The sequence below is a fragment of the Teichococcus aestuarii genome, from assembly GCF_042651065.1.
GTDB lineage: Bacteria > Pseudomonadota > Alphaproteobacteria > Acetobacterales > Acetobacteraceae > Pseudoroseomonas > Pseudoroseomonas aestuarii.
The window spans coordinates 67,928-79,715 of sequence record NZ_JBHSCH010000012.1 but is presented as its reverse complement, the minus strand read 5'-3'; the positions used below and the strand labels follow the sequence as shown (position 1 = coordinate 79,715).

The following is an 11,788-nucleotide window of genomic DNA, read 5'->3' as shown; positions in this document are numbered from 1 at the left end:
GTCCGGGCGGGCGGCGGCGCGGGCGGCGAGGTCCTGCCGCGCTATCGCCGCGCGCAGCGCCGCCAGCGTGGCGCGCGCGTCGCCCGTCAGGCGCAGCGCCTCGTAGTTGCGGCCGATCTCCAGCGGATCGGGGTCGATGTGGATGTAGCGGGCATCGGGCGGGTAGAGCGTCCAGCTATCCGTGCCGTTCTGGTTGGTGCGGTTGCCCACCAGCAGCACCACATCGGCCTCCGCCACCAGCGGCCGCAGCGCGCGGGCGCGGGCGCCCTGCCCCATCGTGTTGCCGACGACGCCGACCGAGAGCGGATGCGTCTCCGCCACGCTGCCCTTGCCCATGAAGGTGGTGGCGACGGGCAAATGCGCCTCCTCCTGCAGCGCCGCCAGCTCCGCCGCCGCGCCGGAGAGATGCACGCCGCCGCCGGCGATGACGATGGGCCGCGCCGCCCCCGCCAGCAGCGCCGCCGCCTCCTCGATGCGCGCCGCCTCCGGCTGCGGCCGGTCCAGCGGGTAGCTGCCGAGATTGGCGCGGCGCCGCGCCACGGGGGCGGCCCGCTCCAGCAGCAGGTCGGCCGGCAGCAGCAGCACGGCGGGGCCCGGCCGGCCGGAGGTGGCGGCGACGAAGGCCATGTCCACGTAATCCTCCAGCCGGTCCGCGCGGTCGATGCGGCGGACGAACTTGGCCACCGGGTCGAACATCCTCAGGTGGTCGAATTCCTGGAAGGCGTTGCGGTCGGCGCTGTCGCGCGTCACCTCCTGCACCAGCGCGATGACCGGCACGCTGGCCTTCAGCGCCTCGGCCAGCGGCGGCACCAGCAGGGTGGCGGCCGGCCCGTTCTGCGCCGTGACGATGCCGACCTTGCCCGAGATGCGCGCATAGCCGTCGGCCATCGTGCCGCCCATGTTCTCCTGCCGGTAGACCTTCTGCGCGATGCCGGCATGCGGCGCGGCGAGATGGAAGGCCGAGGGCAGGCTCTGCCCGAAGGTCAGGGTGACGCCGTGGCGGGCGAGCGCCTCGGCCAGGCGCAGGGCGACGGTCGCGTTCGCCGCGAGGGAGGGGGCGCTGTCTGGCATCCGGGGGTTTCCTCGTGGTATTTGGTGTTTGCTATAGCAAATGCCGGTTTGCTTGACACGTCAAGGGCGCCCCCCGATGAGTCCCGCCGCCATGGATGCCCTTCCCCCGCTTGCCCCCGTCGACCGCGAGGAAAGCCTCGCCGGCAAGGTCTATCGCCGCCTGCGCGCCGCGCTGATGTCCGGCCGCCTCTCGCCCGGCCAGAAGCTGGTGCACCGGCTGCTGGCGCAGGAGATGCAGGTGAGCCCGACGCCGGTGCGCGAGGCGCTGCTGCGCCTGGTCTCGGAAGGCGGGCTCGACCTCGACGCGCGCGGCATCGCCTGGGTGCCGCGCCTGGCGCCGGAGCGCTACAACGAGATCATGGAGCTGCGGGTGGAGCTGGAAGGCCGCGCCGCCGCCCGCGCCGCCGAGCTGGCCACGCCGGAGGACATCGCCGCGCTGCGCGCCATCCATGCCCGCGTCGCCGAGGGCCGGCTGCGCAACGATGCGCGCATGGTGCTGACCGAGAACGAGCTGTTCCATTTCCACACCATCGCCCTGGCGCGGATGCCGGTGCTGCAGCGCATGGTGGAGAGCCTCTGGGTGCAGGCCGGCCCCACCATCAACCTGCTGTTCACCGTGCCGCGCCCCGTGGCGCCGCAGGACCACCCGCATGTGGCGCTGCTCTCGGCGCTGGCGGCGCGCGACGCCGCCGCAGCCCGCGCCGCCGTGGAGCGCGACCTGCGCGAGCATGGCGCCGTGCTGGCGGACATGCTGGCGCGGCCCGCCGCGCCGGCCGGCTGAGCACGCGCCCGCCGCCACCCTTCCCGCCCAAGTCCCCGCCCCGGCCAGCCGGGGCGGCTCCCGCCAGAGTCCTCACCTTGCCGGCGGGAGGCCGGCAGCGCCATGGGGCCGGCCGCCGCGGCAGCCCGGGAGGCCGCCCTGCCGGGGCGCGGCGCCGGGCGGAGGCACCGCATCCTTGCCCGATGGATGCGCGCAAGTGCGGCGGGGGCCGCGCTGCCCTGGCGGATCGAGGACTTTGGCGGGGGCAGCGGAAGCGCCCGTCCCGCTGGAGCGGACCCGGGGGGAGTGGCCTGGGCGCCCATGGCCGGCGCTGACATTGCCACCGGCTGAGAAGCCGACATATATCGCGCATCCCGCACGGGCACCGGGTCCGCAGGGACGATCGGAGGAGGGTGTGGAGAGCGGCGAGGAGATCCGGTTCGGCGGCTTCACCCTGCTCCCCCGCCGCAAGCGGCTGCTGCGGGAGGGTGAGCCGGTCCGCATCGGGCAACGGGCGCTCGACCTGCTGATCGCGCTGGCGCAGCGGCCGGGCGAGGTGCTCGACCGCGGCGCGCTGCTCCCCGCCGTCTGGCCCGGCCGCCACATCGAGGACTCCAACCTGCGCGCCCAGGTCGCCGCGCTGCGCCGGGCGCTCGGCGAGAGCGAGGCGGAGGCGCGCCACGTGCTCACCGTGCCGGGCCGCGGGTACAGCTTCGTCGCGCCGCTGGAGACCGGGCCGGCGCCCCCCGTTCCACGCCCCGCCACGCCGACGGCGGCGGCCACGCTGCCGGTGCGGCTGCAGCCCGTGCTGGGCCGCGAGACCGATATCGGCCTCATCGCCGGGCGGTTGCGGGAGCACCGCTTCGTCAGCATCACCGGCGCGGGCGGCATCGGCAAGACCACCGTGGCGCTGTCCGTCGCGCGGCGGCTGGCGGCGGAATACGCGCAGCCGCCGCTCTTCATCGACCTCGGCACCCTGACCGACGGCGCGCTGGCGCAGGGTCGGGTCCTCGCCGCGCTGGAGGCGGAGGGGCGGGCCGAGGGCGGCCTCGCCGCCGCGCTGGCCGGGGCGCACCGGCTGGTCATCCTGGACAGCTGCGAGCCGGTGATCGGCGCCGCCGCGCGCCTCGCGGAACACCTCCTCCAGTCGGCGCCGCGGCTGCATGTGCTGGCCACCAGCCGCGAGCCGCTGCGGGCCGAGGGGGAATGGACCTACCGCCTGCCCTCGATGGAGGCGCCGCCGCCCGGCGCGGCGCCGGGCGCGCGGGAGGCGATGGGCTTCCCCGCCATCGCCCTGTTCGTCGAGCGGCTGCAGGCCGCCGGCGCCATGCCGGCGCTCACCGATGCGGAGGCAGGGCTGGTGGCGCAGATCTGCCGCCAGCTGGACGGCATTCCGCTGGCCATCGAGCTGGCCGCCACCCGCGCCGCCCAGCTCGGCCTGCAGGCCCTGGCGGAGCGGCTGGGCGACCGCTTCCGGCTGCTGATGCAGGGCCGCCGCACCGCCCTGCCCCGCCACCAGACGCTGCGCGCCACGCTGGACTGGAGCCACGGCCTGCTGCCGCCGGAGGAGCAGCGCCTGCTGCGCCGGCTCGCCGTGTTCCAGGGCTGCTTCACGCTGGAGGCGGCGCTGGCCGTCGGCGCCGACGAGGGAGAGACGGAGGCCGAGATCATCGACCGCCTCGGCAGCCTGCTGGACAAGTCCTTCCTCGCCCTGCAGGCGCGGCCGGGCGGCACGGCCTATCGCTGCCTCGACACGACGCGGCTCTACCTGGCCGGCAAGCTGGAGGAGGCGGGCGAGGCGGAGGCCACCGCGCTGCGCCACGCCAGCCATTTCGAGGCGGTGTTCCGGCGGGCCGAGGCGCTGTGGGCCGCCGTGCCGGTGGCCGAGGCGCGCGCCCGGCTGGCGCCCGACATCGACAACCTGCGCGCCGCCATCGACTGGGCGCTGGGCCCCGCCTGCCAGCGGCGCACCGGCATCGCCCTCACCCTCGCCGGCGTGCCGCTCTGGTCCTCCTTCGGCCTGATCGACGAGACGCGGCGGCGGCTGGACGCGGCCATCGCCGCCTTCCGCGCCGAGGTGGAGCAGGAGCCGCGCCTCGGCATGCGGCTCTATGCCGCGCTCGGCACCATCACGGTATTCCAGTCCGGCACGCTGGAATCCGCCTGGGTCAACACGCTGGTCTTCGCCGAGCAGCTCGGCGACGTGGAGCACCAGCTGCGCGCGCTGAACGGGCTGGCGCTCGGCGCCATGCGGCGCGACTACGGCCAGGCGCTGGCCTATGCCCACCGCTTCCGCGACATCGCCTGGGCCTCCGGCCAGCCCGATGACGGGCCTGTGGGGGACCGGCTGGTGGGTTACATCCTGCACATGCAGGGCGAGCAGGCGGAGGCGCGCCGGCTGACCGAGGCGATGCTCGCCCGCTACCCGCGCCGAGCGCTGCAGCCGCACCAGAGCAAGCTGAACTTCTACGACCAGCGCATCCTCTCCAAGAGCGTGCTGGCCCGCATCCTGTGGCTGCAGGGCGAGACGGAGGCGGCCCTGGCGCTGGCCGACGAGACGGCGGCCGAGGCGCGCGCGCTGGAGCACCCCTTCAGCCATTTCTTCGCCCTGGCGCTGGGCGCGGGGCCGGTGGCCTTCCTGGCGGGCGACATGGCGCGCGCCGCCGCGGTGCGCGCCAGGATGCTGGGCGAGCTGCGGCAGACCCAGGCCTGGGTGCTCTGGGGCGAGAGCTACCGGGCGCTGGAGTGGATCGCCGCCGGCCGGATGGAAGAGGGCCTGGCGCAGCTGCGCGAGCGGATGGCGGGCATGGCGCCCACCGCCTTCAGCGCGCGGCTGCCGATCCTGCATGCCGGCGTCGCCACGGCGCTGCTGCGCCTGGAGCGGCCGGCGGAGGCGCTGGCGGCGGTCGAGGCCGCGCTGGCCGATGCGCGCGGCTGCGGCGAGGCCTGGTTCGAGCCGGAATATCTCCGCCTGGGCGGCGAATGCCGGCTGGCGCTGGCGGATGCGGGCGCGGCGGCGGCGGCGTTCCGCGCGGCGCAGGCGCTGGCGGAACGGCAGGCGGCGCCCGCCTGGTCGCTGCGCGCCGCCACCAGCCTCGCCCGGATGCGGCGGGAGTGTGCGTCAGGTCCGGCGGCGGAGGCACTGCTGGCCGGCATCGTCGCCCGCTTCCCGCCGCGGGCCGACACGCCCGATCTGCGCGCGGCGCGCGCGCTGCTCGGCGACGGTTGAGGGCAGGATCGGCCAAGCGGACCGCCCGCGCCCCTTGCCATGCTGCGCCTCCGCCGGATGGCGGATGGTCATGGCCAGGGCGAGGATCGCGGCGTGTCGTTCGGGGCGGGCAATGGCGGCGCGGGCAGGCTGGCCGGCAAGGTGGCGCTGGTCACCGGCGGCTCGCGCGGCATCGGCCGGGCGGCGGCGCTGGCCCTGGCGGAAGCCGGCGCGGCGGTGGCCATCAGCTTCCGCCACGATGCCGACCGCGCCGCCGAGGTGGTGCGCGCGATCGGGCGGCGCGGCGGGCGGGCCGCCGCCTACCAGGCCGACCAGGGGCGGGCGGACGACATCCACCGCATGGTGCGCGCCGTGCGCGAGGAGTTCGGCGCGCTCGACATCCTGGTCAACAACGCGGCGCATTTCGTCACCGGCCCGGTGGACGACCCGGATATCGACGGCGCGGCCCTGGCGGCGCAGGCGGCGGTGAACATCGGCGGCGTCTTCACCGCCATCCGCGCGGCGGCGCCGCTGATGCGGCCGGGCGGGCGGATCATCACCATGGGCTGCGCCGTGGCCGGCTTCGTCGGCGGCGCGGGGCTGGCCGACTACGCCGCCACGCGGGCTGCGGTGGTCGGCTTCAGCAAGGGCGCGGCGCGCGACCTCGGGCCGCTCGGCATCACCGTCAACGTGGTGCAGGCGGGGCCGATCAACACCGAGCACAACCCGGCCGACGGCCCCTTCGCCGCGCCGCAGCGTTGCGGCACCGCGCTCGGCCGCTTCGGCGAGCCGGAGGAGGTGGCGGCCGGCATCCTGTTCCTGGCCAGCCCGGAAGCCTCCTTCGTCACCGGGACGGTGCTGGCGATCGACGGCGGCTACGGCGCCTGAGCGGCCACCCGTCGCCGGGCTTGGCAGGGCAAGGCTCCCCGGCGCATTTTGCGCGCATGTCCACGCATGAACCCCGCCGGCCCATCTGGCGGATTCTCCTGGCCCTGGCGCCGGCCCTGACGGCCGCGCCGGCCGGCGGCGCGGCGGAGCTGCGCATCGGCATGGCGGTCTCGCCAACCACGCTGGACCCGCATTTCCACGCCGACGCGGCCAATTTCGCCCTGCAGCGGCATCTCTTCGAGGCCCTGCTGCAATGGAGCCATGACGGCCGCCTGCTGCCGATGCTGGCCCACCAGTGGACACCGCTGGCCGGCGGCGCGGGATGGGAGCTGCGGATGGACCCCGCGGCACGCTTCGCCGACGGAACACCGGTGCGGGCCGAGGACGCCGCCGCCAGCCTGCACCGTGCCATGACCATCCCCGACAGCCCCGGCCGCTACACGCCCTTCCTGGTGGGGCTGCGGCGTGTGGAGGTGGCGGCGCCGGACGTGCTGCGCCTGTACACCGATGGCCCGGCGCCGCTGCTGCCGAACGGGCTGACGACCATCCTGGTGGTGCCCGCCCGCATCGCCGCCACGGCGGCGCCGGCCGCGTTCAACGCCGGCGGCGCCGTCATGGGCAGCGGCCCGTTCCGCCTGCGCGCCTATCGCCGTGGCGAGGGCGCCCTGCTGGAGCGCGACGAGGGCTGGTGGCAGGCCGCCCGGCGGCCGGCGCCGGAATGGAAGCGGGTCAGCCTGCGCGTCCTGCCGCAGGACAGCGCCCGGCTCGGTGCGCTGCTGGCCGGGGAGCTGGACCTGATCGAGAACCTGCCGCCGCGCGACGCGCAGGGCGTGGCCGGAACCCCGGGGCTGCGCCTGGTGCGCCAGCCTGGCACGCGGGTGATGTATGTGGTGCTCAACCACCGCCCGGAGCTCCGCCCCGGCGAGGCCAACCCGCTGGCCGACCCGCGTGTGCGGCGTGCCCTCTCCCTGGCGCTGGACCGTGCCGCGCTGGCCGCCCAGGTGATGGATGGCGAGGCGGCGCCGACCGCGCAGATCATGCCGCCCGGGCGTGCCTCAGCCGACCCCGCCCTGCGGCCGGCGCCAGCGGACCGCGCCGGGGCGCGCCGGCTGCTGGAGGAGGCCGGCTGGGGCCGGGGGCTGCGGCTCGGGCTGTCCGGCACCACCGACCGCTTCACCAATGACGAGCAGCTGTTGCAGGCCCTGGCGCAGATGTGGCGGCAGGCGGGCATTGAGGTCTCGGTCGAGGCCTCGCCCGCCGTCAGCTTCTTCCCGCGCTACGGCGCCGGGCGGTTCTCGATGGCCCTGTTCGGCTGGCTGACCGGGCCGGGCGAGCCCAACAGCTTCCTCACCGCCCTGCTCGCCAGCCGCGACCCGGCGCGCGGGCGCGGCGCGTTGAACGGCACCGGCTACGGCAATCCGCGCCTCGACGCGCTGATCGACACCGCCCTCGCCACGCCGGGGGCCGGGCCGCGCAACGCGCTGTGGCGGCAGGCGGCGCGCCTCGCCCTCGACGAGGACGTGGCGCTGCTGCCGCTGTTCCACCAGGCCACCGTCTGGGCGATGCGCGCCGGCATCACCTACGACGCGCGGGTGGACAGCCTGACCCTGGCGCTGGACGCGCATCAGGCGGCCGCACCCTGAAGCACGGACTCCGGCGGGGTGGCCCGCGCCGCCGCGGGCCGGCGCCCCTGGCCGCGGCGCCACGCCGCCGGGCTGACGCCCATCGCCCGCCGGAAGCGCTTGGTCAGGTGCGGCTGGTCGCAGAAGCCGCATTCCTGCGCGATCTCGGACAGGCCGAGCGCCGTGCCCAGCATCATCGCCCGCGCCCGCGCCAGCCGCCGCTCGAGGATGAAGGCGTGCGGCGAGGTGCCCAGGCTGGCGCGGAAGGCGCGCGAGAAATAGCCGGCGCTGAGCCCCACCAGCCCGGCCAGGCTGGAGATGGGGATCTCCTCGGCCAGATGCGCGTCGACATGGCGCAGGATCCTGCCGATCTGCCAGGGCGCCAGGCGGCTGGAGAGGGATGCTTGCGGCATGGTCAAGGTCCTCGGCAAGGGCGCCCCGTGGCGCCGCTGCCGGGAGAGTTCCGCCGGTGGCCGGCGGGAGCGAGTGAACTGCCGTGAAAAGCTGTGAAGCGCCCCGCTGGAGCATCCTCCGGCCGGGCGGAATCAGCCGGGCCGGAGGATGCTCTGGCTGGCCAGGAAATGCCGCACGCGCGGCGCCTCGGGGCCGGTGTGGAAGCGGTGGAGCTCGGCCTGCAGGTCGGCATCGGCCCGCGCCACGCGGCGGTGCTGGCGCAGGTGCTCGGCCCAGGATTCCACCATGAACCACTCGACCATCAGCGCCGGATCGGCGGCATCCTCGGCCACGCCCCAGCCATAGGCGCCATCGCGCCGCCGCGCGGCGGAGAGGCGATGGATGGCCGCCAGGAACGCGCCCCGCGCCGCGGGCGCGACACGGTACTCGATGAGGACCAGCACCGGCCCCCGGTCCTGCGCCACGGGCGCGGCCAGCAGCGGCTCGGGCCAGTGGTTGGAAGGGGTGAGGTCCGCCTCGCCGCGCGGCAGGGGGATGCGCCGCAGCACCAGGGCCGAGGCCGCCAGCGCCAGCGCGGCCACCCATAGCGTCCAGGGCACGCCGAGCGCCTCGGCCACCGCGCCCCAGAGCAGGCTGCCCGCCGTCATCGCGCCGTTGAACACGGTGAGATAGACCGCCAGCGCCCGGCCGCGCACCCAGTTGGGCAGGATGGCCTGCGCGGTGCCGTTCAGCCCGGTCAGCGCGGCGATCCAGGCCATGCCGAGCAGCACCAGCACCGCCGGCGCCAGGGCGCGCGGCGGCGCGAAGGCGAGCAGCGCCATGACGGCGGCGGTGAGCAGGGCCGAGGCCAGCAGCACCCCGTCGATGTCGAGGCGCGCGCGCAGCCAGGGCAGCACCATGGCGCCGAGGATGGCCCCCGCCCCCACCGCGCCCAGCAGCAGGCCGTAATAGCTGGCGTCGCCGCCGAGCAGTTGCCGCGCCACCAGCGGCAGCAGCGCCCAGACCGCGCTGGCCAGCAGGAAGAACAGCGCCGCGCGCAGCAGCACCACATGCAGCTCCCGGCTGGCGCGCGCATAGCGCAGCCCGGCGCGGAAGGCGCCGGCGAAGCGCTCGTCGAGCGGGTCCTCCGCCCGCTTCGCCCGCCGCCAGAGCAGCAGCGCGGCGATGACCACGACATAGCTGGCGACATCCGCCGCGTAGGTGGCGGCGGCGCCGAAGCTGGCCAGCAGCAGCCCGCCCGCCGCCGGCCCGATGGCGCGGGCGATGTTGATGCCGAGCGAGTTCAGCGCGACGGCGTCGCGCGTGTCGCGCGGGGGCACCAGCTCCGGCACGATGGCCTGCCAGGTGGGCGCCATCAGCGCGGCGCCGATGCCGCCGAGGAAGGTCAGCCCCGCCAGCGCGGCCACCGAGGCGAGGCCCGCCTGCGCCAGCAGCATCAGCGAGAGGCTGACCGCCGCCAGCAGCAGCTGCACGGCGAGGAGGAACTTCCGGCGGTCGAGGATGTCGGCCAGGACGCCGGCGGGGATGGCCAGCAGGAACACCGGCAGCGTGGCGGCGGCCTGGATCAGCGCCACGGCGGCCGGGCCGGCGGCGGCCTCGGTGACCAGCCAGGCGCTGGCGACGTCGCGCATGAAGCTGCCGATGTTGCCGATGACGGTCGCGCCCCAGAGCAGCGCGAAGGTGGGCTGCAGCAGCGGCCCGAAGCCGCCGCCCCGCGCCCGCGGCTCAACGGCCATGGCCGCGCTCCCACAGGAAAACCGGGAGAAAGGCGCCGGCGAGGCCCGGATGCTCGTGGAAGGCATCGGCCGTCATGAAACGCTCCTGCCCGGGCGGCAGCGCCCGGCAGCGGTTGGCGATGAAGGTGGCAACCTGGGCGAAGGCGCCGAGCGCCGGCGTGCAGAGCCGGGCCAGCGCGGGATGCCAGCGGGACAGCGGGCGCGGCATGACTCAGAAGGCCCAGCAGGAGCAGCCGAGCGCCCCCCAGAAACCGGCATCCTGCCCGGCGGGCGTGGCGGCGCCCCAGGCGCGGGCATGGCCGTGCCCGTGCACGCCGCAGGCCGTGGCGCAGCAGGCCGCGAGCCGGGCAAAGGCGCCCCGCTTCTCCGGGCCGCGCCGGTCCTGGTAGCCGCCGAAGCGGCGCACGGGAGACCAGTCCGGCATCGCCGGCGGCAGCTCCGGCGCCAGCGGCGCGTAGCCGCCAGTGCCGTGCACGACGCGGCCGCCCACCACCGTCAGCACCGAGGTGATGTCCTGGATCTCGTCGCCGGGAACGTCGAAGTAGTCGCGGTCCAGCACGGCGAGGTCGGCGAGCTGGCCTTCCGCGACCTGGCCCTTCCTGCCTTCCTCGTTGGAGAACCAGGCGACCTTCTCGGTCAGCATGCGCAGCGCCGTCTCGCGGTCCAGCGTGTTGCGCTCGGGCGTGATGCGGGTGCCGCCGACGGTGCGCCCGGTGGTGAGCCAGGAGAGCGCCACCCACGGGTTGTAGGAGGCGACGCGCGTGGCATCCGTCCCGGCCGAGACCTTGACGCCCATCTCCAGCATCTTCGCCACGGGCGGCGTGGCCTCGGCGGCGCGGGCGCCGTAGCGCTCGACGAAATACTCGCCCTGGTAGGCCATGCGGTGCTGCACCGCGACGCCGCCGCCGAGCCGCGCGATGCGCTCGAGAGACCGCTCGCTCACCGTCTCGGCGTGATCGAAGATCCAGTGCAGCCCGCCGATCGGCGTCTCGGCATCGACCTTCTCGAACACGTCGAGGGCGCGGGCGATGGTCTGGTCGTAGGTGGCGTGCAACCGCCAGGGCCAGCGGTTCTGCACCAGAACCCGCACCACCTGCTCCAGCTCCGGCTCCATCGCGGGCGGCATCTCCGGCCGCTCGACGCGGAAATCCTCGAAATCGGCGGCGGAATAGACCAGCATCTCGCCGGCGCCGTTCAGGCGGAAATAGTCGTCGCCCTGCCGGTAGGTGTTCTCCGCCGTCCAGCGGAGGAAATCCTCCTTCTCCTGCTTCGGCTTCTGCGTGAACAGGTTGTAGGCGATGCGCACGGTCAGCTGGCCGTCGGCCGCCAGCTTCTGGATGACCTGGTAGTCCTCCGGGTAGTTCTGGTTGCCGCCGCCGGCATCGATGGCGCTGGTGACGCCGAGCCGGTTCAGGTCGCGCAGGAAGTGGCGGGTGGAGTTGAGCTGGTAGTCGAAGGGTAGCTTCGGGCCGCGCGCCAGGGTGGCGTAGAGGATGGTGGCGTTGGGGCGGGCCAGCAGCAGGCCGGTGGGCGTGCCGTCCGGGCCGCGCTGGATCTCGCCGCCGGGCGGGTTCGGCGTGTCCTTGTCGTAGCCCACGGCGCGCAGCGCGGCGGCGTTCAGCAGCGCGCGGTCATACAGGTGCAGGATGAAGACCGGCGTCTCTGGCGCGGCGGCGTTGATCTCGTCGAGCGTCGGCAGCCGCTTCTCCACGAACTGGTGCTCGGTGAAGCCGCCGACGATGCGCACCCATTGCGGCGGCGGCGTGGTGGCGGCCTGCCGCTTCAGCATCGCCATCGCGTCGGCGAGGGAGCGCACGCCGTCCCAGCGCAGCTCCATGTTGTAGTTCAGGCCGCCGCGGATGAGATGCAGGTGGTTGTCGAACAGGCCGGGGATGAGGCGGCGGCCGGCGAGGTCGATCACCCGCGTGCCGGCGCCGGCGGTGGGCAGGATGTCCCGCGCCGCGCCCACGGCGGTGAAGCGGCCGGCGGTGATGGCCACCGCCTCGGGCCGCGGGTTGGCGCGGTCCAGCGTGGTGATCCGGCCATTGTGCAGGATCATGTCGGGGGCGGTGTCGGCGGCCATGGCGGG

Annotated in this window: 9 protein-coding genes; 4 read left to right on the top strand and 5 right to left on the bottom strand. The window is 75.3% G+C overall.

Annotated elements, in window-relative coordinates; translation table 11 throughout:
* The coding region (locus ACFOY6_RS07635; protein ID WP_379649946.1) for a thiamine pyrophosphate-binding protein at window positions 1-1,071 on the bottom strand (1,071 nt) is incomplete at its 3' end.
* Window positions 1,072-1,162: 91 nt separating this feature from the next.
* On the opposite strand from ACFOY6_RS07635, the gene ACFOY6_RS07630 reads away from it, so the two are divergent.
* The 4 genes from ACFOY6_RS07630 (at window position 1,163) to ACFOY6_RS07615 (ending at window position 7,570) form a co-directional block, all read left to right on the top strand.
* A complete protein-coding gene (locus ACFOY6_RS07630) occupies window positions 1,163-1,852 on the top strand; it encodes a GntR family transcriptional regulator (RefSeq protein ID WP_379649944.1) in 690 nt (229 codons plus the stop codon).
* A gap of 394 nt (window positions 1,853-2,246) precedes the next feature.
* Window positions 2,247-5,060 (top strand): ATP-binding protein, encoded by a 2,814-nt coding sequence (locus tag ACFOY6_RS07625; protein ID WP_379649942.1) that lies wholly within the window; start codon window positions 2,247-2,249, stop codon window positions 5,058-5,060.
* 93 nt (window positions 5,061-5,153) lie between these two features.
* Window positions 5,154-5,927 carry an SDR family NAD(P)-dependent oxidoreductase gene (locus ACFOY6_RS07620; RefSeq protein ID WP_379649940.1) on the top strand — a complete coding sequence of 258 codons (774 nt, stop codon included), beginning with the start codon at window positions 5,154-5,156 and terminating at the stop codon, window positions 5,925-5,927.
* Window positions 5,928-5,983: 56 nt separating this feature from the next.
* Entirely contained in the window at window positions 5,984-7,570 is a 1,587-nt protein-coding gene (locus tag ACFOY6_RS07615) for an ABC transporter substrate-binding protein (protein WP_379637016.1), read from the top strand.
* On the opposite strand, the gene ACFOY6_RS07610 is transcribed toward ACFOY6_RS07615, so the two are convergent.
* The 4 genes from ACFOY6_RS07610 to ACFOY6_RS07595 form a co-directional block, all read right to left on the bottom strand.
* Window positions 7,552-7,962, bottom strand: a complete 411-nt coding sequence (locus tag ACFOY6_RS07610) for a helix-turn-helix domain-containing protein (protein ID WP_379649937.1) — start codon at window positions 7,960-7,962, stop codon at window positions 7,552-7,554. The genes ACFOY6_RS07615 and ACFOY6_RS07610 overlap by 19 nt on opposite strands.
* A 132-nt stretch (window positions 7,963-8,094) precedes the next feature.
* The gene (locus tag ACFOY6_RS07605; protein ID WP_379649935.1) at window positions 8,095-9,699 is read right to left on the bottom strand and encodes an MFS transporter; all 1,605 of its coding nucleotides are present in this window, start codon (window positions 9,697-9,699) and stop codon (window positions 8,095-8,097) included.
* A complete protein-coding gene (locus tag ACFOY6_RS07600) occupies window positions 9,689-9,907 on the bottom strand; it encodes a hypothetical protein (protein WP_379649933.1) in 219 nt (72 codons plus the stop codon). The genes ACFOY6_RS07605 and ACFOY6_RS07600 overlap by 11 nt, the downstream gene beginning before the upstream one ends.
* 3 nt (window positions 9,908-9,910) lie before the next feature.
* On the bottom strand, window positions 9,911-11,782 hold the full coding sequence (locus ACFOY6_RS07595) for an amidohydrolase (RefSeq protein WP_379649931.1): 1,872 nt from the start codon (window positions 11,780-11,782) through the stop codon (window positions 9,911-9,913).
* Window positions 11,783-11,788 lie beyond the last annotated feature (6 nt).

Bases quoted from the DNA above. Each gene is read 5' to 3' on its own strand.
- ACFOY6_RS07630 (WP_379649944.1), top strand. From the start codon at position 1,163: ATGGATGCCCTTCCCCCGCTTGCCCCCGTCGACCGCGAGGAAAGCCTC.
- ACFOY6_RS07615 (WP_379637016.1), top strand. From the start codon at position 5,984: ATGTCCACGCATGAACCCCGCCGGCCCATCTGGCGGATTCTCCTGGCC.
- ACFOY6_RS07610 (WP_379649937.1), bottom strand. From the start codon at position 7,962: ATGCCGCAAGCATCCCTCTCCAGCCGCCTGGCGCCCTGGCAGATCGGC.
- ACFOY6_RS07605 (WP_379649935.1), bottom strand. From the start codon at position 9,699: ATGGCCGTTGAGCCGCGGGCGCGGGGCGGCGGCTTCGGGCCGCTGCTG.
- ACFOY6_RS07600 (WP_379649933.1), bottom strand. From the start codon at position 9,907: ATGCCGCGCCCGCTGTCCCGCTGGCATCCCGCGCTGGCCCGGCTCTGC.
- ACFOY6_RS07595 (WP_379649931.1), bottom strand. From the start codon at position 11,782: ATGGCCGCCGACACCGCCCCCGACATGATCCTGCACAATGGCCGGATC.